The 25,675-nt window shown below is 60.9% G+C and carries 25 protein-coding genes; 9 read left to right on the forward strand and 16 right to left on the reverse strand.

Going from position 1 to position 25,675, the window contains the following annotated elements:
• Positions 1-31 precede the first annotated feature (31 nt).
• The 5 genes from HMPREF2808_RS07145 to HMPREF2808_RS13045 all read right to left on the reverse strand — a co-directional run bounded on the left by HMPREF2808_RS07145 (position 32) and on the right by HMPREF2808_RS13045 (position 5,374).
• On the reverse strand, positions 32-622 hold the full coding sequence (locus HMPREF2808_RS07145) for a single-stranded DNA-binding protein (RefSeq protein ID WP_010187897.1): 591 nt from the start codon (positions 620-622) through the stop codon (positions 32-34).
• A gap of 51 nt (positions 623-673) precedes the next feature.
• A complete protein-coding gene (gene rpsF / locus HMPREF2808_RS07150) occupies positions 674-964 on the reverse strand; it encodes a 30S ribosomal protein S6 (RefSeq protein WP_180952128.1) in 291 nt (96 codons plus the stop codon).
• Between the two features lie 327 nt (positions 965-1,291).
• A complete protein-coding gene (locus HMPREF2808_RS07160) occupies positions 1,292-2,683 on the reverse strand; it encodes a glycosyltransferase family 87 protein (RefSeq protein WP_070533729.1) in 1,392 nt (463 codons plus the stop codon).
• Positions 2,684-2,709: 26 nt separating this feature from the next.
• Positions 2,710-4,938 (reverse strand): transglycosylase domain-containing protein, encoded by a 2,229-nt coding sequence (locus HMPREF2808_RS07165; protein ID WP_070533727.1) that lies wholly within the window; start codon positions 4,936-4,938, stop codon positions 2,710-2,712.
• A 76-nt stretch (positions 4,939-5,014) separates the two neighbouring features.
• Entirely contained in the window at positions 5,015-5,374 is a 360-nt protein-coding gene (locus HMPREF2808_RS13045; protein WP_083303768.1) for a DUF5318 family protein, read from the reverse strand.
• 170 nt (positions 5,375-5,544) lie between these two features.
• On the opposite strand from HMPREF2808_RS13045, the gene HMPREF2808_RS07170 reads away from it, so the two are divergent.
• The 3 genes from HMPREF2808_RS07170 (at position 5,545) to HMPREF2808_RS07180 (ending at position 7,586) form a co-directional block, all read left to right on the forward strand.
• Positions 5,545-6,024 (forward strand): MarR family winged helix-turn-helix transcriptional regulator, encoded by a 480-nt coding sequence (locus tag HMPREF2808_RS07170; RefSeq protein ID WP_070524207.1) that lies wholly within the window; start codon positions 5,545-5,547, stop codon positions 6,022-6,024.
• Between the two features lie 84 nt (positions 6,025-6,108).
• Positions 6,109-7,092 (forward strand): universal stress protein, encoded by a 984-nt coding sequence (locus HMPREF2808_RS07175; protein WP_070524206.1) that lies wholly within the window; start codon positions 6,109-6,111, stop codon positions 7,090-7,092.
• An 11-nt stretch (positions 7,093-7,103) separates the two neighbouring features.
• Positions 7,104-7,586, forward strand: a complete 483-nt coding sequence (locus tag HMPREF2808_RS07180; RefSeq protein ID WP_070533724.1) for a hypothetical protein — start codon at positions 7,104-7,106, stop codon at positions 7,584-7,586.
• Here HMPREF2808_RS07180 and HMPREF2808_RS07185 read toward each other — a convergent pair.
• Both HMPREF2808_RS07185 and HMPREF2808_RS07190 read right to left on the reverse strand, forming a co-directional pair.
• Positions 7,583-8,512 (reverse strand): oxygen-dependent tRNA uridine(34) hydroxylase TrhO, encoded by a 930-nt coding sequence (locus HMPREF2808_RS07185; protein WP_070533722.1) that lies wholly within the window; start codon positions 8,510-8,512, stop codon positions 7,583-7,585. The genes HMPREF2808_RS07180 and HMPREF2808_RS07185 overlap by 4 nt on opposite strands.
• A 53-nt stretch (positions 8,513-8,565) precedes the next feature.
• Positions 8,566-10,062, reverse strand: coding sequence for a DUF1846 domain-containing protein (locus tag HMPREF2808_RS07190; RefSeq protein ID WP_070624324.1), 1,497 nt, complete (start codon positions 10,060-10,062; stop codon positions 8,566-8,568).
• A 77-nt stretch (positions 10,063-10,139) separates the two neighbouring features.
• Between HMPREF2808_RS07190 and HMPREF2808_RS07195 the strand changes: the two genes are divergently transcribed.
• Together HMPREF2808_RS07195 and HMPREF2808_RS07200 are read left to right on the forward strand one after the other, a co-directional pair.
• Entirely contained in the window at positions 10,140-10,949 is an 810-nt protein-coding gene (locus tag HMPREF2808_RS07195) for an Fpg/Nei family DNA glycosylase (RefSeq protein ID WP_070533721.1), read from the forward strand.
• An 11-nt stretch (positions 10,950-10,960) separates the two neighbouring features.
• The gene (locus tag HMPREF2808_RS07200) at positions 10,961-12,550 is read left to right on the forward strand and encodes an NAD(P)H-hydrate epimerase (protein ID WP_070533720.1); all 1,590 of its coding nucleotides are present in this window, start codon (positions 10,961-10,963) and stop codon (positions 12,548-12,550) included.
• Positions 12,551-12,692: 142 nt separating this feature from the next.
• Here the strand turns inward: HMPREF2808_RS07200 and HMPREF2808_RS07205 are convergent, their stop codons facing one another.
• The 3 genes from HMPREF2808_RS07205 to HMPREF2808_RS07215 form a co-directional block, all read right to left on the reverse strand.
• Positions 12,693-13,517: a YwaF family protein gene (locus tag HMPREF2808_RS07205; protein WP_070533719.1), complete on the reverse strand. Its 825-nt coding sequence runs from the start codon at positions 13,515-13,517 to the stop codon at positions 12,693-12,695.
• Positions 13,518-13,597: 80 nt separating this feature from the next.
• The gene (locus HMPREF2808_RS07210) at positions 13,598-14,245 is read right to left on the reverse strand and encodes an ABC transporter ATP-binding protein (protein WP_070624325.1); all 648 of its coding nucleotides are present in this window, start codon (positions 14,243-14,245) and stop codon (positions 13,598-13,600) included.
• A complete protein-coding gene (locus HMPREF2808_RS07215; RefSeq protein WP_070533715.1) occupies positions 14,245-15,240 on the reverse strand; it encodes an ABC transporter permease in 996 nt (331 codons plus the stop codon). Before HMPREF2808_RS07215 ends, HMPREF2808_RS07210 begins: the two co-directional genes overlap by 1 nt.
• 115 nt (positions 15,241-15,355) lie before the next feature.
• Here HMPREF2808_RS07215 and HMPREF2808_RS07220 point away from each other — a divergent pair, with 115 nt between their 5' ends.
• The 3 genes from HMPREF2808_RS07220 to HMPREF2808_RS07230 are packed head-to-tail and all read left to right on the forward strand — an operon-like array spanning position 15,356 to position 18,126.
• The gene (locus HMPREF2808_RS07220) at positions 15,356-16,504 is read left to right on the forward strand and encodes a sensor histidine kinase (RefSeq protein ID WP_070533714.1); all 1,149 of its coding nucleotides are present in this window, start codon (positions 15,356-15,358) and stop codon (positions 16,502-16,504) included.
• On the forward strand, positions 16,497-17,114 hold the full coding sequence (locus HMPREF2808_RS07225) for a response regulator (protein ID WP_070533713.1): 618 nt from the start codon (positions 16,497-16,499) through the stop codon (positions 17,112-17,114). Before HMPREF2808_RS07220 ends, HMPREF2808_RS07225 begins: the two co-directional genes overlap by 8 nt.
• 4 nt (positions 17,115-17,118) lie before the next feature.
• Positions 17,119-18,126 carry an NAD(P)-binding domain-containing protein gene (locus HMPREF2808_RS07230; RefSeq protein ID WP_070563935.1) on the forward strand — a complete coding sequence of 336 codons (1,008 nt, stop codon included), beginning with the start codon at positions 17,119-17,121 and terminating at the stop codon, positions 18,124-18,126.
• Positions 18,127-18,133: 7 nt separating this feature from the next.
• Here the strand turns inward: HMPREF2808_RS07230 and HMPREF2808_RS07235 are convergent, their stop codons facing one another.
• Positions 18,134-18,709 (reverse strand): VanZ family protein, encoded by a 576-nt coding sequence (locus HMPREF2808_RS07235; RefSeq protein ID WP_070533709.1) that lies wholly within the window; start codon positions 18,707-18,709, stop codon positions 18,134-18,136.
• 87 nt (positions 18,710-18,796) lie between these two features.
• Here HMPREF2808_RS07235 and HMPREF2808_RS07240 point away from each other — a divergent pair, with 87 nt between their 5' ends.
• Entirely contained in the window at positions 18,797-19,762 is a 966-nt protein-coding gene (locus HMPREF2808_RS07240) for an acrylyl-CoA reductase family protein (RefSeq protein ID WP_070533707.1), read from the forward strand.
• Here the strand turns inward: HMPREF2808_RS07240 and metS are convergent.
• The 5 genes from metS to HMPREF2808_RS07265 form a co-directional block, all read right to left on the reverse strand.
• A complete protein-coding gene (metS, locus tag HMPREF2808_RS07245) occupies positions 19,759-19,932 on the reverse strand; it encodes a methionine/alanine import NSS transporter subunit MetS (protein ID WP_070533705.1) in 174 nt (57 codons plus the stop codon). The genes HMPREF2808_RS07240 and metS overlap by 4 nt on opposite strands.
• Before the next feature lie 25 nt (positions 19,933-19,957).
• Positions 19,958-21,619, reverse strand: coding sequence for a sodium-dependent transporter (locus HMPREF2808_RS07250; RefSeq protein WP_070533704.1), 1,662 nt, complete (start codon positions 21,617-21,619; stop codon positions 19,958-19,960).
• A gap of 172 nt (positions 21,620-21,791) precedes the next feature.
• Positions 21,792-22,505, reverse strand: a complete 714-nt coding sequence (locus HMPREF2808_RS07255) for a response regulator (RefSeq protein WP_070533703.1) — start codon at positions 22,503-22,505, stop codon at positions 21,792-21,794.
• Positions 22,502-25,099: an ATP-binding protein gene (locus HMPREF2808_RS07260; protein ID WP_070533701.1), complete on the reverse strand. Its 2,598-nt coding sequence runs from the start codon at positions 25,097-25,099 to the stop codon at positions 22,502-22,504. Before HMPREF2808_RS07260 ends, HMPREF2808_RS07255 begins: the two co-directional genes overlap by 4 nt.
• 23 nt (positions 25,100-25,122) lie before the next feature.
• Positions 25,123-25,674, reverse strand: coding sequence for a potassium-transporting ATPase subunit C (locus HMPREF2808_RS07265; protein WP_070533699.1), 552 nt, complete (start codon positions 25,672-25,674; stop codon positions 25,123-25,125).
• Between the last annotated feature and the right edge of the window lies 1 nt (position 25,675).

The following is a 25,675-nucleotide window of genomic DNA, read 5'->3' on the forward strand; positions in this document are numbered from 1 at the left end:
ATTGAGTTAAATGAATACTTGCGTGACAGTCTTAGAACGGGGGTTCTGCATCCGCACCACCAAAGCTTCCCGCTTGGGGTGCCGAATTCCACGGATCGTTGCTCGGAGCCGACTGCTGGGACTGCTGCGGGGCAGAAGACTGGGACTGGTTTCCAGAGAAACCACCCTGGTTTCCGGAGAAACCGCCTTGGTTGCCGCCGCCGTAGTTAGCACCACCCTGCTGCTGGCCGCCGCCATAGTTTCCGCCACCGTTGCCGGACTTGCGGTTTACCTGAGCGGTTGCATAACGCAGGGACGGGCCGACCTCATCGACCTCGATCTCAAAGACAGTACGGTTCTCGCCCTCACGAGTCTGGTAAGAGCGCTGACGCAAACGGCCAGTAACAATAACGCGCATGCCCTTGGTCAGGGTCTCCGCAACGTTTTCTGCGGCTTGGCGCCACACGTTGCAGGTGAGGAACATGGCCTCGCCATCCTCCCACTGGGAAGTCTGCTGATTATAGCGACGCGGGGTGGAGGCAACACGGAAATTTGCCACTGCGGCACCCGCCGGGGTGAAGCGCAGTTCCGGGTCGGCGACAATGTTGCCAACGACCGTGATATTGGTATCTCCCTGAGCCATGTCTTTACTCCTTAATATCGGTTACGTGGATTGCTCGAAACCCAGTATCCGCTATTTGCTGTCGGTGCGCAGAACCTTGGTACGCAGAATGGAGTCGTTCAGGTTCAGACGGCGATCGAGCTCGAGAACGGAGTGGGATTCGCACTCCAGATCCACGACTGCGTAGATGCCCTCTTCCTTCTTGTTGATCGGGTATGCAAGACGGCGCTTGCCCCACACGTCAACCTTTTCGACTTTGCCGCCATCCTTGCGGATTGCTTCGAGGAACTTGTCTAGGGACGGGGTTACGGTGCGCTCATCCTGATTGGGATCCAGAATGATCATGACTTCGTAGTGACGCACGGACCTCATCACCTCCTATGGTCTAGTAATTGGTATCGGCCATATCACCTTTGCGGATATGGCAGGAGGGTCTGTTGCGTCAAGCAACCCTCACACAGTACCGCACTGACCGGCGGAAAAGGAAATCCCTTGTCTCCTCGGCCGCCCCCTAGTGAGTCGCGGCGACGAAGATTGCCGAACTCGCAGGTATCACCGTAAGGAAAAGCAGAGCCAGCAACCCCAGCATGATGGGCCAGGTTCGGTCTTCAGAACGCTGAAACAGGTAATAGGCACCCAATACGCACAAGAAACCTATCGTGATGGAGATGATGCCCACGATTGTTATGGTCATCGCGCAAAGTCCCCCGCCAGTGGATCCCTGCCACCGTGCGCGGCACGAACCTTGTCTTCCGACTTGCCCCACATCTGACGGATGATGAGCACGCCGATGGCGATGATGAAACCATCCCGGGTGATCACCGCGATGTCCAGCATCTCGTGCGGCAGGCCCTTGTTCTCCGAGCCGAGCATGTGCCAGGTGAGGATGGGCCAGAGGAGGGCGTCGGCAAGCGCCCAGCTAAAGATGAGGCGCCACCGTGGCAGCGCCAAGAGCGCCGGGACAATGAGCCACAGCGAGTATTGCGGCGACCACACCTTATTGAAGATAAGGAAGGCCATGATGATGAGGTAGATCATCTCAGCCACCCGCGGCGCACGCGGGGTTTTAAGCCCCATGACGGCGATTGCTGCGCAGCTCACAAGGAAGGCCACGAGGGAGAAGGTGTTGAGGAATTCGGCCTCAAAGCTCACGTTCGTAACGCGAGTCAGGAGTGCGTAGATCGTGGTCCACTCCGCCCCACGCTCTTGGTTGAGCCGGAAGAATTCGCGCCAAGCTTCGGGGTAGGCCACCGCCACGGGAAGGTTCACCACGAGCCACGTCGCAATAGTTGCCACGAACATCTTGATGAACGGCGACCAGCGCTTGTTGCGGATGGCCAGCACCAGAAAGGCACCCAGAATAAACAGGGGCCACAGCTTAAAGGCCGTGCCGAGCCCGATGAGGATGCCGGCGAGCCAGTTCTTACGCTTGGTCACCGCAAGCAGGGCGCCGACCATGAACGCCACCGACGGGATGTCCCAATTGGTAAAGGCATGCATGACCACGAGGGGGCTAGCTGCCATGAGGACGGTGTCCCACGCCCGGTTGCCCGTGAGCTGGAAGACCATAACCACGGTGCCTACCCACACGAGGGACATGATGAGCGCGGTCAGCCCGAAGTACCAACTGACATCGGCAATCCCAATCCACTCGACGGCCGGGTAGGTGGTGCGCGCCAGCCAAGCGACGGCGCCCTGGAACATGCCAGCCAACACGGGGTACTCCATGTAGCGCGTGATATCCCCTTCAACCCAGGAATAGGCGTAGGGGAAGCCCGGCTGGTCTAGTCCACGGCCCCCGTAGAGCGGGATGATGTCGTTGTAGCAGAAGGACGTGTACTGACGGTTACCGTCCCAATTCAGGCTAATGAGGCCATCCTCGCCCTTGCGACTACCGGCACAGGTTGCCTTACTCAAGAACCCAAACGCCAGGAATGTCCACGCCAGCGTGATGATCACTCGCAGTGGAGTCCACCACCCGGAGTGGGCCGAGCGAGCAAAACGCCCCGTCGACCCGCCCAGGGCGTCGACGGCGCCGCGGGCCATCGACTCAGAAGAGAGAGGGACTAGCTGAGAAGTCATGTGTTGGCTCACCAGGGATCAGTCTCCTATTGGCCAAGTAGTTGGTCGAGGCCATCTCCATTGAGAATCTCATCCAGCGAGGGGACCTCAGGGTCGGCGGGCTGAGCCGGTTGCTCAGGCTGGGCCGGCTGCGCCGGGGCATCACCATGCCCCTCCTCATGGTGTTGGCCTTCCTCTGGTTTTGCCTCGCCCTCGCCCTCAGCGGCTTCGCCCTCCGGGCTTGCCGGGGTCTGGTCCCACGTCGTGGTCTGGCTCGGGTCATAGACATAGCCCGAACCCCAGCTGCCGACGCCGTAGTTGATCGGATAGGCCTGCGGGAAGGTCTGCTGCTCAGCATTAGCCAGAGAGGTGTCCAAGATGGACTTCCAGATCTTCGTCGGCGAGTTGGAGCCGTACATGATGCCGCCCCACTGATTAAAGATTGCGGAGGTGTTGTCGGCCGTGCCTACCCACACTGCTGTAGCCAGCTGCGGCGTGGAACCGACCATCCACGCATCCTTGTTCTGGCCCGTATCGCCCAGCTGCGTCGTACCAGTCTTGGAGGCAGACGGGCGTCCGCCAGCTAGCGCACCATTGGACCATGCGGCAATTGGCTGCATCGCGGAGATCACGTTGTTGGCCACGTTGGCGGAGACACGGCGTTCACCGCCGTCGGTCGGGTTCTCGTAGAGGACTTCGCCGGCAGCGTTTTCTACCTTTTCCACGAAGTGCGGCTGATGCCATATGCCTTGGTTGGTCAAGGTGGCCATTGCCGTCGCTATATCGAGCGGACGCGACTGGTACTGGCCCAGCACGATGCCCTCGTACGGCGTTCCACCATTTTCAGTGAGGGTCTTTTCAATCCCCGGAAGACTGCGCGGCACGCCCAACGCATGCGCCATATCCGCGGTGTCCTGCGTCTTGTTTTCCAAGTCATCCTGGAGGCGCAGGAAGGACGTGTTATAAGAATTCTTCATTGCCTCAGCGATGGAGCAGCTACCGCAGCCGGCACCCACGTCGTTGGTCACGAGCTGCGATCCAGGCAGCTGGTAGGGCGCCGAGGAGTAATAAGTATTGAGATCGATGCCCTGCTGGAGCGCTGCGGCCAGGGTCATAATCTTGAAGGTTGAACCTGTCTGCAGCGGGGAATTGGCATAATCCCAGCCGTTGGAATCGTCACCGCCGTAGTAGCCGCGCACAGCACCCGTGGCCGGGTCAATGGTGACCGCCGCTGCACGTGCATCTTCCTGCAGCACTCCCAGCTCTGCATGAGCAGCATCCGTCGACGCATTCTGGACGGTCATATCAATGGTTGTCGTCACCTTCAGGCCACCAGTGGCCAGCTGATCCTCAGTGATGCCCACACGGGACAGCTCATCGATGACCTGGTTCTTGATGTGGCCGTAAGCGCCGGGCGCCTCGGTGTAGGCGGAGTATTCGCTTGGATCACGGGTCTCCGGGAAAGCCATCTGGGAACGCTCAGCCGCATCCAGATCGCCCATCTCAACCAGGCCGTCCATGACGTAGTTCCAGCGGTTCTGCGAGCGTTCCTCATCCACCCACGGATCCAAGACCGATGGAGACTGGATGAGGCCGGCGAGCATGGCACCTTCCTCCACGGTGAGGTCCTTGGCGTCCTTATTGAAGTAGGCATTGGAGGCAGCCTCGATGCCGTAGGCATTGCGGCCGAAGTACACGGTGTTGAGGTAGGCGTTCAGGATGTCCTCTTTGGCCCACTCATTGGTCATCTTCACCGAGTAGATGAGCTCACGGATCTTGCGGACGTAGGAGTATTCGTCACCCACCAGGGTGTTCTTCACGTATTGCTGGGTGATGGTGGAACCACCACCGGCGGTGCTATCACCCGTGAGCTTGCCCAAGACGGCGCGGCCCAGACCAGTGAAGGAAAAGCCCGAGTTGGTCCAAAACTCACGGTCCTCGGCGGCGAGGACCGAGTCCTCTACGTAATCCGGGATCTCATCCAACGTCACCTGACGGCGGTTACCTTCCGGCGGAACGAGCTTGGCCAACTGAGTTTCACCATCGCCGGCGACGATGGTGGAGATCTGGCTCGGCTGCAGCTCCTTGGGGCCGGGGACGTCGTATTGCGTATACGCGTAGCCGAAGAGCAGGGCGGGAATGCCCACTAGTACAAACAAAACAGCCAGCACGATCCACGGCCAGCGGCGCTTGCGGCCGGACGAACGCTGAGCGCTCTGTGAGGTGCTCTTCCTGCGATTACCTGACTTTCGCCCGGAGGTTTCCTTTTCGGTCACTGATCCGTGTCCTCATCAATCCTGTACAGAAACTGTAAATACATGCAGCTTACCGGCGTGAACTGGGAAGCCAAAACTACCCTAGAGCATAGACCGTGGCAGCTCGAAGCAGATGATTCCAGCGGCACGCCGGACACACTTCCACAAAATGCACGGTAAATTCCAGCCCTTCTGCGGCCATGTCCGCAATTTCCGCAGCGCTCCGCGCACTTCCCGCCCGGCGTTTTAAAGCATCTCCATAAACCCAACGGGTCAGCCGCATTTCTGAACCGCACACTGGGCACGGCTTGCGCATGTCGACGCCATGGTGTTCCGCCGCCGCGCGAAGGAGAAAGTCGGCATCACATAGCTCTTCCCGCGTCACCTTTCCCGCGCGAAGCTCGCGCAGATGCTGTGCACGCTCCCATTCATAAGAGACTTCGTTGCGGTAGGCCACTGCGGACCTTGTCTTTGCAGACTCTGCCTTTGACGGAGAATTCACGCCGGACAGTGTAGTGCCGGCGGCGTCAACAACCTAGGCCCTTTCATAGTGCTTCGCAGTGAGAAACCAAATTTTTTAATCGGCTAACTACCGCTCCGCGAAATTACTAGCTACACTTATTTTCCATGAGTGAAGAAACTATCGAATCCCCCATCCCTTACGAGGATGCCCTGGAAGTCGCCCGCCAGATCCAGCCCGCGCTCAACAAACTCATGCTCATTTTCCAGCGCACGACAGAGGGCACATCCCTCACCACGTCGCAGGTCTCCATCATGAACCAGCTGCGCATGCGCGGCCCTTCGCGCGTGAGCACCATCGCCCAGGCAGAGCTCATCCGGATGCCTACCGCCTCCAATGCGCTGTACCAATTGGAACGCCAAGGTTTCGTGGAACGCCACCGCGACGAGAAGGACCGCCGCGGTGTCCTCGTCGCCCTTACCCAGCTCGGTGAATCCGAGCTGACCATCGTCTCTCGCCAGCGTGCGGCGGCTTTGGCAGAGATCCTGCGTTGGCTCGATCCGGACGACATCAAGGATGCCAACTCCCTGGTTAACCTGATCTCCAAGCTGGCCGATGTCTACCGGCCAATCATGGAAGGAAAATAGACCAAAAAGCGCCGGTAGAGCGGATTTTTATTTTAAGGCGTGAAGGGCCGATAATGAATAAAACGACCCCGAACCTTTTGATGAATGGCTAAGAATTCTTCACACCCCGCGGAAGGACAGTGCTCCCCAGACGCCACGGTCCCTCCGCTCCGCGTCCTTGTTTCGTGGAGCCCCAGCTCCACCGGCACGGAAGCTATCGAGTTTGCCGCGTGGATCGCGCGTTCCACGCCCGTTCAGATCCGCGTGGTATCTACTATTTCGCAACCACTCACCGTGACGTCGCTCAGCAAGCTCACCGGTTCCTACAAAAAGTGGTTCAAGAAAGAGCGCGCCGCCTGCGAGCGGGCCGTCAAACAGGCATTGAACGCAGCAGGGGTAGACAAGTCCCAACTCGATAAGAACGTCTCCGTTCTCATCGCAGGGCCCTCGCGCCCGCAGCTCTTGGAGGAGGCGGCCAAGGAATTCAACGCAAGCGTCATCCTCCTCGGCGCAAACCAATCCGCACCCAAGGGCCGTTTCTTCTCGGGCTCTACCGCCGATGCGCTTTTGCATTATGCGCCGCTTCCGGTGGGCTTGACTCCACGCGGCATCAAGCTGTCCAAGCACGGCATTACCCGCATTAATTTTGCTTTCACCGATCTTGGCAGCGCCGATGATCCCGCTCTCATGCACGCGGCCTGCATTGCGCAGCGCGGCGGTATCCCCCTGCGAATCCTGGCGTTTTCAGCCAAGGGGCTTGTCGACGTCCCCCTCGAATACTCCCCCACCTTTCCTTCCGATGCCCCCAATTGGCGCGAGCATTCGCTTTCGTTGTTGGACCGGGCCCACGATTTCATCGCGGATGCCTACCCCGAGCTTTCGGTCACGACGGCCATCGGCAGCGGCCATGGCTGGTCCGGCGCGGTGGACTCGCTGAAGTGGAAGAAGGGCGACCTCCTCTGCTTAGGCTCCGACCCCATGGGCCCCATCGAGCGCGTCTTCATCGGCAGCACCGCCACCGAGCTGCTCCCGCACTTGGGCGTGCCCGTGCTGGTCTGCCCCAGCACCTACACCGCCGAAGCGCGTTAGACTGGCAGACCATGGCAGCTGAGCACCCCGAAAACGATCTCACGTCCGACGCGGACTATACGAACCTGCCTCGCCCCGAGCCCCGCACATTTGACGAGCTTGCCGACGAACCCGACCCCCTCGCCGTCGCCGAAGCCAACCGCCGCTCCTCGCGCCAAGCTCTGTGGTTTATGATTGCCATCCTTATCGGCTCAGCGCTCTATGCGCTTCTCCTCGCGGGCATCTTTAAAGTCGCCGGAACCACGACCAACTGCCTCCGCGCCGAGTATGCCGCCTGGCTCTGCACGAGGACCCAGCGCACCGTGTTCGCCACGACGACGCTGATCATCCCCTTCATCGGCATGATCGGCTGCGCCGTCATCATGGTGCGCAAGCTCAAGGCCTATGTGCGCTGGCGCGGTTGGATGGCCATCTTCTGGGTCATGGCCGGCAACTTCATGATCTGGTGTATCAACGATATCCAGATCCTGCTCGCCCCGGTTATCGAAAACTAGCCCTGCGCCTGGGCGGCTGCCACCTCGGCGCAATCCGGCCGGCCGCAGTGCTGTGTTTCCACATGCTGGATGCAGTCATCGCAGATGAGCACCTGCTTACGGCACGTGTCCTCATTAATGCAGTTATGGAACGTGTTGGTTCCCGCCCCGCAATGCACGCAGTGGCCCAGCTGAATGAAGCCCGGATCCTCTAGGCCCTGGCCAAACTCGTGGTGCATGCGCTTATCAAAGACGTACATCGAGCCTTCCCACAGGCCATCGTTGCCGTACTTTTCGCCGTAGCGCACAATGCCGCCGTCGATTTGATAGACCTCGTTGAAGCCTCTGTTCTTCATCAGCGCTGAGAGGATTTCGCAACGGATGCCGCCCGTGCAGTAGGAGACCACGGGCTTGTCCTTCATCCAGTCATATTTTCCGGACTCGATTTCGGCGATGAAGTCATGCGTCGTGCGCACGTCCGGCACCACGGCATTCTTAAACTTGCCGATTTCCGCCTCCATGGCATTGCGTCCGTCGAAGAAGACGACCTCCTCGCCGCGCTCTTCTACTAGCTTGTTGACCTCTTCGGGTTTGAGGTGAACGCCGCCGCCGATGACGCCATTCTCATCCACCTTGAGCTCACCCGGCGCGCCGAAGGCCACGATCTCATCGCGCACCTTAACCGAGAGGCGCGGGAAATCCTCCGCACCGCCTTCGGACCACTTGAACTCCATCTTCTTGAAGCCCGGGTACTCGCGGGTTTCGCGCACGTAGCGCTTGCAGGCCTCCATGTCCCCGCCCACGGTGCCGTTGATGCCGTGCTCCGAAATGAGGATGCGGCCCTTCAGCCCGAGCTTCTCGCAGAGGTTACGCTGCCACAGCATGATCGCGGTGGGGTCCTCAATGGGAGTAAAGCAGTAGTAGAGGAGAATCTTGCCAATAGTCACGCCCGCAAGTCTAGGCCTGCTAATGGCAAGATCCCCAATTTTTCGGTGGAGTCTCAGCGCTTCTGGTACAGCGCGCTCTTGCAGGCAAAGACCGGATCGGAGGTCACCAGGACACCTAGGTTGCGGAAGATGCCCTCATCCACGGAACCCAAGATGGTGGTGGTGTGGACATCGCAGCCCTCGAGTTCCTTCAGTGCGTCGAGCGCGCGGCGGGCGTTCTCGTCCTTGGCCGCGGAGACAGAGAGTGCGATGAGCACCTCGTCGGTGTGCAGGCGCGGGTTCTGCGAACCCAGATGCTTGGTCTTCAGCGTCTGGATCGGCTCGATGGATTCCGGCGAGAGCAGGTGCAGGTCATCGTCGATACCCGCCAGGTGCTTGAGCGCATTGAGCAAGGTGGCCGCCGAGCAGCCCAGGAGTGGAGAGGTGCGGCCGGTGATGATGGTGCCGTCGTGAAGCTGCAGCGCGGACGCCGGGCCGTCGGTCTCCTCCGCCTTCTGACGCGCCGGGAGCACCACCGGGCGGTCGGTGGACTTGATGCCGGCCTTCGCCATGACCACGGCGGCACGCTCGGACTGCGTAGAGTCGAGGCCGTTGCGGGCCTCCTCCACCAAAGTCTTGAAGTAGCGACGGATGATTTCCTGCCGGGAGGCCTCGCGGCAGACCTCGTCGTCGGTGATGCAGAAGCCCACCATGTTCACGCCCATGTCCGTCGGGGACTGGTAGGGAACGGTGCCGGTCAGGCGCTCCAGCAGGGACTTCAGCAGCGGGAAGGCCTCGACGTCGCGGTTGTAGTTCACCGTGGACTCGCCGTGCGCGGAGAGGTGGAAGTGGTCGATGACGTTGGCGTCGTTAAGGTCCACCGTGGCTGCCTCGTATGCCAGGTTCACCGGGTGGTCGAGCGGCAGGTTCCAGATGGGGAAGGTCTCAAACTTGGCGTAGCCCGCCTGCACGCCGCGCACGTTCTCGTGGTAGACCTGCGATAGTGCGGTAGCCAACTTACCGGAGCCCGGCCCCGGCGCGGTGACCACCACGAGGTCACGGGTGGTCTCCACGTAGTCGTTCTTGCCCAACCCCTCCTCGGAGACGATGAGGTCGATGTTGGCGGGGTAGCCCGGGATGACGCGGTGGCGCGCCACCGTCAGCCCCAGGCGCTCGAGGCGCTCGATGAAGGCCTCCGCCTGGCTGTTGCCGTCCTCGAGCTGCGTCATGACGATGTTATTGACAAGGAAGCCGCGGCCCCGGAAGACGTCGACAAGCCGCAGCACATCGTCTTCGTAGAGGATCCCCAGGTCACCGCGCATCTTCTGGCGCTCGATGTCCTTTGCGTTGATGCAGACGAGGATTTCTACGTCATCTTTGATGCGCTCAAGCATCGCAATCTTGTTATCCGGGGTGAAACCGGGCAGCACGCGGGAGGCATGCATGTCATCGAAAAGCTTGCCACCCATTTCCAGGTAAAGCTTCCCACCGATTTCTTTGCGTCGAGCGTTGATGTGCTCCGACTGCAGCTCAATGTATTTTTCACGGTCAAAACCGATTGCGCGCCCCATAGTATTTAGGCCCTTCCGTTCAACGGGTAGTACCCGGAAAGTCTACAGCAGCACTGCCCCCGCGTAGACTTCCTGACATGCCTGAGGGACACGTTATTCACCGCCTTGCTCGGACACTCAATGCGGACTTTCGCGGCGCGCCGCTGGCTGTGAGCAGCCCCCAGGGCAGGTTTGCTGCGGAGGCCGCGCTTGTCGACGCCTCACCCCTCTCCCTCGCCGAAGCCTTTGGCAAGCACCTCTTCCTCCACTTCGATGCGGACAGCCCGCGCCACGTGATTTACATCCATTTGGGGCTCATTGGGTCCCTGCGCTTTGAGCCTTCCGCTGATGTGTGGGGGCAAATCCGGCTGCGCATCGATAACGGAACGATGGCCGCGAACCTGCGCGGCCCGCAGTTCTGCACACTCATTACGGAGGAGGAGTACCAGGCCAAGGTGGCGAAGGTGGGCCAGGATCCGCTGCGTGAGGATGCTGACCCCGATGCCCTGTGGGCCCGGGTACATGCCTCACGCCGCAGTATCGGCGCGATGCTCATGGACCAAGGCCTCTTCGCCGGAGTTGGCAACATCTACCGCGCCGAGGCGCTCTTCCGCCAAGCACTCTCCCCCTTCATCCCCGGCAGTCAGCTCGACCGCGCCGAGTTCGATGCAATCTGGTCTGACTTGGTAGGTCTCATGGATTACGGCGTGGAACACGGCCGCATCGACACCGTCCGCCCAGCCCATACCCCGGAGGCCATGGGCCGCGAGCCGCGCAAGGACGACCACGGTGGCGAGGTCTACGTCTACCGCCGCGCCGGGCAGCCCTGCCATGTGTGCGGCACGGAGATACAGGAGAAGGTCATACAGGGCCGCAACCTCTTCTGGTGCCCTACCTGCCAGGGCTAGACTCGTAGGGTATGCGCCCTGCTTATACCGTTGCCACTGTTCGTGCTGCTGAAGAGCAGCTTCTAGCCCAGCAATCGGAGCCGGATCAGCTCATGAAACTTGCCGCCGCAGCGGTGGCGGAAGCTGCCACCTCGATGCTGGCTGCTCACCCCGGCGCGGTTGTCATTCTCGCTGGGCCGGGCGGCAATGGCGGCGATGGACTCTTTGCCGGCGCGCTCTTGGCCGAGCGTGGTATCACCGTCCATGCCCTAGTCCCCGAGAAGCACCACGAGGCAGCACTGGAGGCCTTCCTCGCCGCGGGTGCCACGGTCCTTCCTCCTATGTCCGCGCTGCCGACAGGCACCGCACTGCTTATCGACGCTATCGCGGGCCTCGGTTCCGCCCGTGGCCTGACCGGCGCCGCGCTGTCGCTCTACCGCGAGGCCACTGCTACCAGCGTGCCCGTTGTCGCCGTCGATATGCCCACAGGTGTTGATGCCGATACCGGCGTTGTCGCCGCGGATGCTGTCGAGGCCAATGTCACCGTCACGTTTGGCTCACCGCGACTGGGCCACGCGTTGGCCGCTGAATGTGGACAGGTGGTGGTCTCCGACCTCTTCTTACCCGGCGCACCTTCCTTCGCTGAGGCCCTCGCTGAGCTGGATAATCCTGCCGCATTCATCGCCCATGAACCCACCGTTCCGACGCCCTGGGAGTGGCTCCCGGGCGAACTCGATCTTCCTGGCGGGCGCCTCACTCGTCCCTGGCCCGTCGGTTGCACCGGCCCCATGACCGATCCCACTCCCGCCGCGCGTTCCGATAAGTATTCCGGTGGCGTCGTCGCCCTCGCTGCCGGCAGTGAGGCTTACCCGGGCGCGGGCATTCTGTGCGCCACCGCGGCGGTGCGGGCCACGCCGTCGATGGTGCGCTTCATCGGCGATAACACCATTACCGCGCTTCTCCCCGAGCTGGTCTGCCACCCCGATGTCGTCTCCGCTGGGCGCGCCCAGGCGTGGGTCGTGGGTCCCGGCCGCGGCACCGATTCGGCGGCGGCCTCCGAACTGCGAAAGGTACTGGCACAAGGTCTGCCCACCGTCATCGATGCCGACGCCCTCACGCTTCTGGCGCGCAACACCTCCTTGCGCCGGACAGTCACCGATCATCCGCTGACCATCCTCACCCCACACGAAGGCGAATTCACCCGCCTCTACGAGGCCACCTTCGGCTCTTCGCCCGATGCGGCTACCGGCTGGAGCCGCGCCCTCCGCGAGCTAGCCGAGGAACTGAACAGCATCATCCTGCTCAAAGGCCGCCTCACCCGCGTCACCGCACCCGGCCAGCCGCAGTACTCCTTCAATTCCGGCCATTCCTATGCCGCGACTCCCGGCTCCGGCGACGTGCTCTCCGGCATCCTCGGTGCGGTCATGGCTCAGCTTTCCGCCACCGCGCCCGCCGCATCCCCCACTGAGGTCATCGCCGAAGTTCTCCACGCCGGGGCCATCCACGCGCACGCGGCGGCCATCGCGGCCGAAACCCCCGACGGCTTCGCGCCCTGCTCGTCCTCCCAGATCGCCGCAGCCATCCCACAGGCCATTGCCCGGCTCCTCAACGCGGAGCGCTAGCTCCGCTACTAAGTACGTTTCGATCAAATAGCACCCCAAAAATCCGAAGATCTGGGGCCTTATTTGATCGATCCGTACCTGGCCGCCGCCGTCTTGGTACGTTTTCGCAACGAAGCCCTAGAATTTCGCGATTTGCGGGCCACTATTTACGAAAACGTACAGTGGCCCGGCGCAGGATCCCGGACGCAGTACCGACGGACTTGCGCAGCAGTCCCCGAGTGCCCACCGGCACGGTTCCGCGACGCAGCGAGGTGTTTTCCCACGGCCACGTCATTCCGGCCCATGCTGCCGCGACGGCAAGAGTCTCTGCCGCGATGTAGCCAGGCCAGGGACCCAGCAGGTTGATGATGGAGGGACTGCCCGGCGCGTGGTTGAGGAAGCCGTAGTTGCCGTCTGTCTTGGCGTTGACCGCCATGGCGATGGCCATCCAGATGGGCGTGACCTTCACGGCAAAGCGGTAGCCTTTCCACGTCGGCCGATAGCCTAAGCCAAAGGTCAGACCCAACGGCACGGCGAGGGCCACGATGTGGAAGAACCAGTAGGTGCTAAAACGCAGCCAGCGCGGGGCAAAGTAGTAGATGACATCCGGGGTGATGATGGCCTGCGGGTTAAGGATGATGCCCCAGAAATACGTCAGGGTCAGCGCATGCTCGTTGCCGGTAATAAGGCCGAGCGCCAAGATGGGACGCAGCACGTCACAAAGGTGCAGCGGGAGGGACTCCCGGATATCGAACTGGGAAGGGTCCAGGGAAATAACTGTCCATGCGGTGCCGAGGACCAAAAGGACCCAGCCGACCATCTGGCGGACGAACTTTTCACGGCTTGTGCCTTTAACGCGGCGAGCGCCGACGATAAAGACACCGCAGGCAGCGATGGTAATCGTCAACATGAGCGCATGCAGCGGGGTCCATTGTTGCATGCGCTCATAGTCGGTAGGGGTTACCCGTAGGCGGCGAGGTCGAAGCATATCGAAGTACTAATGTACTCCGTACTCGCCTGGTTCGGGCACCGAGGAGGAAAATTAGTTCCTTGAATTAATAGCGAGGGCTAGGCCGCGACCTCCGAGTAAGCGGAAACCTTGCCATCCTTGACTTCGAGGACACGGACAGCGTAATCAAGCAGGCTACGGTCGTGGGTAATGAACAGGGTTGCGGTGTCGAAGTCTTCGGTAACACCGCGCAGAAGCTTGGCAATCTCACGCGAAAGCTTGGAGTCCAAGGCAGAGGTCGGCTCGTCCGCCAGCAACACGGACGGCTGGCCCATAAGAGCGCGGGCAATGTTGACGCGCTGGCGCTGACCACCAGACAGCTGGTTCATACGGCGGTTACCAAAGTCCTCAAGGCCCACGAAGCTTAAGAGCTCATCGGCACGATCCTGGCGTGGCTTTCGGCCTTCCAAGTGGTCGATGATGAGTAGTTGCTCACGCGCGGTCAGAGATGCAATGAGGTTGGCCTGCTGGAAGATGAGGCCGCGGGTGCCGTGCATCTCGACGGTTCCGGAATCAGGCTCGATGAGGCCGGCGGCTACGGATAGCAAGGTCGATTTGCCGGAGCCGGACTCACCAATGACAGCGGTGAGCTCGCCAGGCTTCACGTCTAGGCTCACACCATCCAGAGCGGTAACACGGGACTCGCCGTCGGGGTAGGTCACCACGATGTCGCGAAGGGACAGAGCAGGAGTAGCAGTGGTAGTCATTAGGCGTTGCCTCCTAGGGCGTCGAGCGGATTGATCTTGGATACGCGGCGGGTGGCGAGGAAGGCACCGGCGATGCCGAGCAGCCAGATGCCGAGTGCGGGAACGATGACCGTCATTACAGAAACCTCGAAGGGCACGGTGCCCTGTGCGGCGAGGCCCAGCAGCCAGCCGACGAGCGCGCCGGCGCCCACACCGGCGGCGAGGATGATGGCCGCCTGGGCAATAGCGTCCTTGAGCAAGTACGTCACGCTGGCACCAAGAGCGCGGAGGATGGACAGGTCACGGGTGCGCTGGATGGTCCAGATGCTGAGGAAAGCAATGGTCACCAGGGCGGAAATGCCGTAGAGGAATGCCTGCATGGTGAGCAGGGAACCGCGCTCCGAGCTATAAGCCGGCAGGCCAGACAGGGCCTTAGCCATCGAGACGGAGCTATCAGTCGGTTCCGCGCTCAACAGGGCAACACCCACCATGTCCTCGCGGGCGTGGGAGACCTTCTGCCAGGTGGCGGTGTCTACCCATACGACCGGGGAGTGGGAGTAGTACTCATCCGGCACCGCGCCGCGCACGTCCAGATCCACGCCACCGAGCGTGGCCTGGGAAGGCGCGTTCATCTCCTCGTCGATAGATTCGCTCAGAACCATGCCGCGATCCGGGATGAGGGTGTCCGTACCGGGGATCTCAGTACCAGCCGGCAGACCGAAGACAGCTACGCCGCCCTGTCCGTCAAGCTTGGTCTGGGTAGCGCCCAGCGGGATAGCACCAGCGGTGACGTCTTCAGCGAAGATTTCTGATTCCGTAAAGGACGGGTCCTCGGTAGAAAACGTCACGTTCGGGGTGTTTTCACCGAGCGCCTCCAGGGCGGACGTATTTTGCTTGGACAGGCCTTGGGTCAGGCCGGACAGCATAACGAGCAACAACGTAATTAGAGCCACGACGCCGCCGATCAGGAAGAAACGACCACGGGCGGTGACTATCTCTCTCAATGCAAGGAACATAGTATTCATACTGCTCACGCGCGAAGAGAAAGTAATCGGGTACCTAGTTGAACCTTCACTCAACCAGTTGGTTGATTCGGCCTCAACCGCTGAGGCGATAGGCTGGATCGGCGTGATGATGCGAAACAGCCTGTGGACCGTTGGCCTCCACGTCATGTTCGGATTCCTGCTGGTCTTCGGCGTACTCCGCGCCTGGGCCGATAACCGGCTCGATGCCCGAGTCCTCGGGCTCTCGATTGCCCTCGCCGTGGTCTACGCCGGCTTCGTGCTCTACGCTGCCCGCAAGCCCGCCAAGCCCGTACCCACCACGCTGTGGCTCGCTGCGCTCTGCCTGCTGTGGATCGGCCTCATGGTGCATGCCCAAGACTTCATGTGGATGGAATTCCCCCTGGTCTTCGTCTTTGTCCATGCTCTTCCCTTCTGGCCTGGCATCCTCGCCAGCGTTGTGCTGTGGGCCATCGCCGCCTTTATCCCCGCCTGGCTACATCCCCAGGCATGGACAGCGGCTGCCGCCATCGGTCCCTTCATCGGCACCTGTTTCGCCGTGGCCGTCTATCACGCGGCCCGCAAGATTCAGGCGGAGGCGGTGCACCACGCGGCCGTCGCCAAGCAACTGCGTGAAACACAGGAGGAACTCGCCGCCACCGAGCACCAAGCCGGCCGTCTGGAGGAGCGCGAGCGGCTCTCCCGGGAGATTCATGACACCGTGGCCCAGGGCCTATCCTCCATCGTGCTGCTCAGCCGCGCTGCCAAAAACAGCACGGACCCAGAGGAGACCACCGCGCAGCTCGAACTCATTGAGAAGGTGGCCAAGGACAACCTCGCCGAAGCTCGTCGCTTCGTCAAAGAACTCGCCGCCCCAACCTCCTCCATCGATGAAGGTCTACGTGCACTGGTAGATGAGCTCCAGGCCCAGGCACACGGTCTGGGTCTGCGCACGCAGTTGAGCCTCAAACTCACCGGCCGCGGCGAGGTGCCTACCGAGCTCCACCACGTCATTCTGCGTTCCGCGCGCGAGGGCCTGACCAACGTGATGAAGCATGCCGACGCCAACCGTGCAGTAGTTACGCTGGGCGCTTTCACAGATGAAATCACCTTGGACGTGGTCGACGATGGCCGCGGCATCGACGGCCCACAAGGCTTCGGCCTGACCGGCTTGGAGCAGCGTGTTCGCAGCGTCGGTGGCTCCGTCCAGGTAGAATCCTCACCGGCCGGCACCGCGCTCGCGGTGCGACTCCCAACAGGAAGCAGCCGCAATGGTTAACGTGATGCTCATCGATGATCACCCCGTGGTCCGCGCCGGGCTGCGCGCCATTCTCAACACGTTCCACGACATTGATGTGGTTCTGGAAGGCTCTGACGGTTCGGCAGTAGAGAAGCTGCTGCTTGACGACGTCCCCCCGATCGACGTAGTCGTCTGCGACATCCAGATGCCGGATGTCGATGGTATCGCCGCCACCCGGCGCGTGCGTGAGCTCAACGGCCCACCGGTGTTGATCCTCACCACCTATGACACCCAGGCGGATATCCTCGCCGCGGTCGAAGCTGGCGCAATGGGCTACCTCCTCAAGGACGCTCCTGAGGAAGCCCTGCATAACGCGGTCCTCGACACCGCTGCGGGAAAGCGCACGTTAGCCCCCGAGGTCACCAACCTCCTGGCGGAGCGCCTAGCCCAGCCGGAGACGGCACTCTCTGCCCGTGAATTGGAGATCCTTCAGGCCTTGTCCACGGGACAGTCCAATAAGCAGATTGCGCAGGAGCTGTTCATCTCTGAGGCCACGGTCAAGACCCACCTGATCCACGTCTACCAGAAGCTCGGAGTGGAGACCCGTACCGCTGCGGTGTCCGCTGCCCGCGAGCGCAAACTCATTTAAGCCAATGCATACCTATGACTGCATCGTCGTCGGTGGTGGCCAATCCGGCCTCGCCACCGGCTACTACTTGCGCAAAAAGAAGCTCGACTTTCTCATCCTCGACGCCAACCCCTCCCCCGGCGGTGCCTGGCAGCACGTGTGGGACTCGCTGACGCTGTTTAGCGATGCTGAGTCCTCCACTCTTCCCGGCTGGCCCATGCCGCACTACCCCGGGTTTCCGCCGGCAACCCATGTGGTCGACTACCTCACGCGCTACGAGGAGCGCTATGACCTGCCCGTTCGGCATGGGGTAAATGTCACCGATGTACTGTACGACGCTCCGTTCTTCCGCCTCACCACGAACCGCGGGGAGTTCCTAGCCCGCACCGTTGTGGCGGCCACGGGTACGTGGTCCGCGCCCTTTATCCCCTTCTACCCCGGCGCGTTTGCGGGCCGCCAATGGCACACGGCGAATTACCCCGGCCCCGCGCCGTTTCTCCCCGACGCACAGCACGATGCGGGGCGTGTCGCCGTCGTGGGCGCAGGCAACTCAGGTGCCCAAATCGCCGCCGAGCTTGCCCTGGAAGGCGTGGACACCACGTGGTTTACCACGCATCCGCCGCGGTGGATGCCGGATGACGTGGACGGCCGCGTGCTCTTTAGCCGCAACCGGCAGCGCATGCTCGCCTTGGCAAAGGGGGAGCCCGATCCCGGATCGGAGTCGGAACTGGGTGACATCGTCATGGTCCCGCCGGTGCTCAAGGCCCGGGATAGCGGGCTGTTAGGCGCTGCCCCGATGTTCGATTCCCTCGATGAACTCACCGAGCAGGGCTTTAGTGATCTCATCTGGGCTACCGGTTTTAGGCCCGCCCTGCGCCCTTTTACCGGGCTGCTCCGTAACGGAAAGCCCACGGTGGAAGGTTTCTTTCCCGTGGGCTACGGCTCGTGGACTGGTCCTGGTTCGGCCACGATTACCGGTGTTTCTCCTTATGCGCGACAGGTAGCGACCACCATCGCCGAACGCATAAGTTAGCAAACGCCTAGTTCAGCAGCATGGCTCCGATAAGCGCCACTGATGCCAGTGCTAGGAGAAAGCCAAGGCGTTGCAGGATCTTCATTCGTGCCTCACGGCTCAGCCGCGCCATAAGAAGTGCCCCCAGAACACTGCCCACGGTGTTGTAAAGGACATCATCAATATCGCTAAAGCCTAGGCAGAAGACGTACTGGGCAGTTTCAATCCCCAGGCTCACCATGAGACCTGCCAGTAGTGCTCCACCGAGACCCCAGCGAATCCGGCGCAGAGAGCGCCCCACCACGTACACGGCCGCACCGAAGGGCATAAAAAGAAGGATGTTGCCAAAGAGATCGCTCCACGCTCCATACCACACCGAGGCCGTCTCAAAACCGCCAAAGAGGTGCAGGTTCACCTTGCGTACCGCATGCGCAGAGCCATCCACGACTCCCGGGATCTCCATGAAGGGCTTGCCCAGCGTGGCTAGCCCCACGGTGACAAGGGCGAGGAGGGTGACTAGGAGGGCGTCGCGAAGCACATGCCGGTACGGATCCGGCACGGGCGCAAGCCGGTTTCGAGTGTGGCGTAGCTCTGTGGTGCTCATGGTGGCCACTGTAAGAGGAAAAGCTGACAAGTTCCTAGTGCATTTGCTGCCAAGAGGCTGCTTCACAGTGTCGGTAGGATAGTGCGCATGAGCACACTCATTGTCACCCGCACCGAGTCCGGCGTTTCCCAGACTTTCCAGGACGAGCAGGTTCTGGCAGAAGGGGACACGCTGGTCAATGTTCAGTTTTCCTCCCTTAACTACAAAGACGCCATGGCTTTGGAGGGCGATAAGGGCGTCATGCGCATCGACCCACTCGTGCCCGGCATTGACGTCGTCGGCACCGTGGAAGAAACCACGGATGAGCGTTTGAAACCGGGCCAGCTCGTCGCAGCCTTCGGCGACGGCCTGGGCGAGTTCCGTCACGGCGGCTACACCACCCAGCAGCGCGTCAACGGTGAGGCCACCATTCCCGTTCCGGAGCGCTTCAGCGCCCACGATGCTGCTGCCATCGGCACCGCCGGCTACACCGCGGCTATCTGCGTGAACCAGCTGCGCACGCACGGCACGACGGAAGGTCACATCCTCGTCACCGGCGCGACAGGCGGCGTGGGCTCCATCGCCGTGCAGTTGCTCAAGTCTGCCGGCTACGAGGTCACCGCTGTGACTGGCCGCGTGGACTCCCAATCGGAGTACCTCACTCGGCTGGGTGCGGATCACATTTTGGACCGCGCTGCGCTCTCGGAAACTGGGCGTCCGCTGCAAAAGGCGCTTTACGACGGCGCCATCGACACCGCTGGCTCCACTGTTTTGGCTAACGTTCTGGCGCAGGTGCGCTGGGGTGGTGTTGTCGCAGCCACCGGCATGGCGGCCGGCCCAGACTTGCCGGCTTCGGTGCTGCCGTTCATCCTGCGTGGCATCGTGCTGGCGGGTGGCAACTCCGTCGATGCTCCGCGCGCGGTGCGTGAGGCTGCTTGGCAGCTTCTCGACGATCACCTGGACCTCGACCTGCTGCACTCCATTACGGAAACCGTGCCGCTCGACGCCGTCACCGCGGCCGCCAAGGAACTGCGTGCCGGCACCCGCCACGGACGCACAGTGGTGGAAATTTAACTGCGCTGATGAACGCGATGTGACAGGGCTTCGTCATCCGTACCGGGGGCGGAGCCCAGCTCGCCCGTAGTGTCATCGTCAGTGCGGGCTAGCCAGATGGAGGACACCACTAGTCCACCCCAGATGACGACGACGAAGAGGATAAAGAGCAGGATTGCGCTGGTAGTCATGGTCATTCTCCTTTCCTACTAGTTGTTATTTCTGGCCTGAAACGGGCACGGCATTGTGTCCGGGCGCGGCTGCGCTCTCGGTGCTCACTTCTGACACAGTGCCAGCAGCCAGCGGGTTTGGAGTACCTGCGGGGCGCCCGCCGACTGGGACGCCGTAATCCGAGGTCTCTATCCCGTCGAGGTACTTGTTGCCGCGGAAAGCTACGAGCGGCATAAGCAGACTTCCCAACAGGATGAGGCCGAGGGCTGCCCAACCAAAGAGCCCAATCTGGATAGAGGCATAGCCCTCATAACCTTCACGCGCGATGGTGAGAATCTCGTTGACAAGGAAGTACACCAGAAGCAGCGGCGTAGCCACGAAGGTGAGAATCTGCCAGAAGCCACCAACCTTGAACTGGGACACGGCGTTGAGGTGCTGCTGGATTTCACGGCGACGGCCGGTAATCCAGCCCACCACAATCAGCGCGCAGATAGAGCCAAAGACGATACCCAGGTTATTGGTGAACTTATCCATGATGTCCAGCGTGACCAGCCCGGAAGACGTGGAGAAGAGGAAGCAGGACAGAACCGCCATGACGCTGCCGACGAAAATCGCGGATACCCGGCGGGACACATCGAACTTATCGGCCACTGCGGAAACCACGACCTCCATGATGGAAATCAACGAGGTCACACCGGCCAAGAACAGTGAGCCAAAGAAGAGGACACCGAAGAATCCGCCCCACGGCATAAGGTTGATGATGGTCGGGAAGGCGATGAACGCCAAGCCGATACCGGAGGAGGCCACCTCATCCACGGCCACGCCCTGCTGCGCCGCCATGTAGCCCAAGGTGGCAAAGACACCAATTCCAGCGAGGACCTCGAAGGAGGAGTTCGCAAAGGCGGTAACCAGGCCGGTGTTCGTAAGGTTGGTACGCGGCTTGAGGTAAGACGCGTAGGTGATCATGATGCCGAAGCCGATGGACAGCGAGAAGAAAATCTGGCCGTAGGCCGCAATCCACACTGAGGGGTTGCTCAGTACGGACCAGTCCGGAGTAAAGAAGGCATTCAGGCCAACCGTGGCGCCTTCCAAGAAGAATGCGCGCACCACGAGGATGATGAACATAACCGCCAGAACCGGCAAGAAGATCGACGTCAGTTTGCCAATTCCCTCGTTAATGCTCGTGGCCAACGTCGCAATGCAGATGATCCACACGAGGATCATGACGATGAGGATGGAGGGAACCACGTCGCCGGAATAAGTGGTCTCTGGGTCTGCTTGGAGGAAATCACTCATGAAGTAGGTGGCAGGATCGTCACCCCACGCCTGCTTTACCGACTTCACGGTGTACAACGCCGCCCAGGCAATGATGGCGGCGTAGTAGATCGCAATGAAGAAGTTCACGCCGACCTTGAACCAGCCAACGCCTTCCCAGCTTTTACCAATGCGGCGGAAGGCCAGCGGTGCTGAACCACGGAAGCGGTGACCAATGGCCAGGTCAAACCAGAGAATCGGAATACCCGCGGTCAGCAGCGCCACCATGTACGGGATGAGGAAGGCGCCACCACCGTTGTCATAAGCAACGTAGGGGAAGCGCCAAATATTACCCAGGCCCACAGCGGAGCCAATAGCAGCCATAAGGAAGACGAAGCGGGTGTTAAACGTATCGCGCGTTGACGTAGTTTTTGTCGTGGTTGTTGAGGACATGAGAGCACCTTCTTGTAGAGCACATCCCGTCCGCATGAGCCTGAAAGTGGAACCTTCAGCATCCACATGCGGACGAGTATTAGCGAGGAGTTTATACTACCTGCCGACCAATAGGTACCCTTTTTTGAGAATTGTGTCTCATTTTTCGCCACCTTTAAGTTAGGTCGCTCTCCTATCCCGTCTCTGGGATGACGAAACGATAACCCAACCCAGATTCTGTGAGCAGGTACCGTGGGTGGGCGGGGTCATCCTCCAACTTGCGCCTCAACTGGGAGGTGTAAATGCGGAGGTAGTGACCCTGCCCCTCAAAGCCGGGACCCCAGATCTCAGAGAGCAGGTCCTCCTTGCGCACCAAGCCACCGTGGGCGCGAAGTAGCGTGGTGAGCACGCCCCACTCGGTGGGTGTCAGATGCAGCGGCTCGCCACCTTTGGTGATGGAATGGTGCGGAACGTCAATCACGATATCCCCGGCGCGAACCACAGCGATCTCAGTGCGCCTCACCGGACTCTGTGGGCTACCATGCCGCAACGCCACTCGCACACGGGCTAGAAGCTCCTCCATAGAGAAGGGCTTGGTCACGTAGTCGTCCGCGCCACGGTCGAGAGCTGCGGCGCTAAACAGTGGATCGGAGCGCGCCGTCAGGATGATGACCGGTACCGCAGACCACCCGCGGATTCCTTCCAACACGACGGTGCCATCCATATCCGGCAGCCCCATGTCCAAAATCACAACGTCTGGCTGCTGCTGCGACACCACCTGTAGTCCCTCTGCGCCTGTACGCGCCTGGTGAACCTCGTAGCCACGAGCCTTGAAGTTAATACTCAACGTATTAAGTAGGCGGGGGTCATCGTCCACAATGGCGATGCTGGTCTTTTTCGTCGTCATTTTTGTTCTCCTCCCGCGACGGGAAACCGCAAAATAAAGGTTGCGCCCGGGGTGGCAGCCACCTCGATGCTACCGCTCATGGCCTCTACAAAGCCTTGGACAACAGAAAGGCCAAGGCCTACACCGTTGTCGTTGCTGGTATCACCCAAACGCTGAAACGCTTGGAACAGTTCCTTCTGCTTCTCCGGTGGGATGCCCGGGCCTTCATCGACAACGATCAGTTCTACCTGTTCGGTGGTGGTCTGGGCGCTCAAGGTAACGTCGCCGGTTGGTGCATAGCGCAAGGAGTTATCGAAGAGATTGGCCAAGACGCGCTCCATGAGCGCCGTATCCGCGCAGCACGTAACTCCACGCACGCTAGGGTCAAGGTGAATGCGCCCAATTTGCTCTCGGGAATGCCCGAAGGCACAGGAAGCAATGGCGCGATTAGCCACTTCGGCTACGTCGACGATGTCTCGGCGGGCGGTTATGGCGCCGGCTGTGAGCCGGGAGTAATCCAGCAAATTGGTTACCAATCCGGTAAGTTCCTCGATGCTCGCCGCAGTTTCTGCCAAAAGCATGTCCTGGTCTTCGGGAGTGAATTCAATGTCAGCGTTGCGCAACGAGGACACCGCCAACTTGGCCGTGGCCAGCGGGGTACGCAGGTCGTGGCTCACACTAGACAGCAGCGCTCGGCGCAACTCGTCAGCAGCGGCTATCGCATCTGCGCGCGCGGCCTCAGCAGAGAGCTTTTCGCGGCGAACAATGCCTGCGAGATAGCCCGCTACCACGGTGACCAGACCTCGGTCACGAGCAGACAATGTCGGGCCCTCGAGACGCAGCTGAACCGTGCCATCTGCGCTCGCAACAACGGTGTCCACTTCCTGTTCATGGCGCACTTTTTCGGGAATATGAAGGTGTTTCGAAGTGCGTTCGGGGGTAGCTGCGCGCCAGGTGGCAAGAACGTCACCGTTTTCATCCAGCAGCTCTGCTCTACGACAATTAAAAGCCTCCCCCACCTTGCGCATCACGGCATCCTTCGGAGAAGAATCCGCGCGGCGATTCAAGGCGGCGCGGGAAAACACCGTGAGTAGCTCAGCATCACGCGCAGCAATAGCCGAGTTCGCACGCTCAATCTTGGCGCGGCGCACGAGCATGCCGACGGCCAGCGCAATAGCCACCATGACTACGGCGATCACGGCGTTAGCGGGATCAGCAATATCGAAGGTATGGATCGGCTCGGTGAAGAACCAGTTGACCGCTAGGCCGGAAGCCACCGCCACCACTACGGCCGGCCACAGGCCTCCCAGCAAACTGACAAGCAGGATGAGCGCAAAGTAGAACGCGGAACAAGTACCTGTTCCCAAATCCTGGCCGTCAGCTTGCACCAACAGCGCAGTGAGCCCCACGAAAGCCAACGCTGAGCTAAGCCACGCGATGGCGCGCTGCGGGAAAGGGCGGAAAGGATGCAGCATCCGTGTGAGCGGAAGTGGTTTTTCCGGGGGAAGGTTGACTATGTGACAGTCAATTGAGCCGGATTCACGCAGCACCGTTTCCGCTACCGTACCGTGCCAGTGCACGCCGAAACGACGCCGCGGCGAGACCCCCACTACGAGCTGGGTGGCGTTGACACTCCGGGCAAAATTAAGCAGGGCTTCTGGGACGCTGTCCCCGGTAACCTGGTGCAGTCGTGCGCCCACATCCTGGGCTAAGGACTGCAGCCGGGCGAGCTGTTGCGCTGATCCCCCCACCGAGGAGGAACGAGAGGTGAAGGAATCACCGAAAACAACGTGGACCACGTGCAATTCCGCCGAGGATTTTGTCGCGATGCGCCGTCCGCGGCGGATAAGAGTCTCAGCATGGGCAACGTTTTGGATGGCCACAACCACCCGCTCACGCGCTTCCCACGTTTCGGTGATTTTCTGATCCGAGCGATAAGTGATGAGTGCCTCATCAACCTGATCCGCTAGCCACAGCAGTGCCAACTCGCGCAGCGCGGTGAGATTTCCCACGCGGAAGTAGTTGTTGAGTGCAGGCTCAATGCGCGCCTCGCGGTACACGTGGCCGTCGCTCAGACGGGTGCGCAACAGCTGTGGGGAAACGTCAACAAGCTCGATCTCATCGGCAGCACGTACTACCTCGTCCGGCACCGTTTCCTGCGGCGCGATGCCCGTGATCTGCTTGATAACGTCATTGAGACTCTCCAGATGCTGGATATTGAGAGTCGACATGACATCAATTCCGGCGTCCAGGATCTGCTCAATGTCTTCCCACCGCTTCTCGTGAACCTCGCCGCGCGGATTAGAGTGCGCGAACTCATCGACGAGAACGATCTCCGGGTGCCGCTGGATAACCGCCGCGGTGTCCATTTCACCCGCGGAAATGCCCTCGACAGTGCGCCTCGGAACAATCTCCAGCCCCTCGCACAGGGCCTTGGTGTACGCGCGCCCGTGGTCTTCCACTACCCCAACGACAACGTCGCGGCCTTGGTCGACCAGCGTGTGCGCTTCGCTGAGCATGGCGCAGGTTTTGCCCGCGCCGGGAGCGGCGCCCAACAGAATCTTCAGGGTGCCGCGTTTGACCCGCGTCGGGGGTGTCGTCGGTTCGGTCAACATTGCTTCATCTTATGAGCTGATCTTTATGAGCAAGGGGTTGGCGTGGGCAATGCAATGTTGAGTGTGGTCACATTTACCGTGTCCTCGCCCAAGAAACCCAGGCTGGCATGCTCAGTATTGTCTGCAATCAGCTTCTTCACGTCTTCGATAGGCATACCCTGTTCCCGGGCCACACGCGGAGCCTGCAGCTCCGCGTACTCAGGACTGATGCCGGAATCCACGCCGGAACCGGAGCCGGTAACGGCATCGGCAGGCACGTGCTCCACTGATACGCCTTCGCGCTGAGCAATCTCCTCTCGGCGTTCCCGGATGGCCTTCTCTAGCTCCGTACTTGATGTGCCGTAGTTACTCATACCTTCCGCGCGGGCGAAGAAGTAGGGGCCATCTTCCAAGCCATCCTGAATCTGAGTGGAACCGACCAGGCATTCACCCTGGTAGATAAGGTTTCCATCGGCAGATTTCGGGGTGATGCGAGATATTCCCCACACCGCGGCCGGATAGATCATGCCCAGCGCGACGACGCATAAGAGCACGGCGACGAATCCGGCGATGAGATTACGCAGATAAACACGCATT

This window comes from Corynebacterium sp. HMSC078A10 (genome assembly GCF_001811565.1).
GTDB classification, from domain to species: Bacteria; Actinomycetota; Actinomycetes; order Mycobacteriales; family Mycobacteriaceae; genus Corynebacterium; species Corynebacterium hesseae.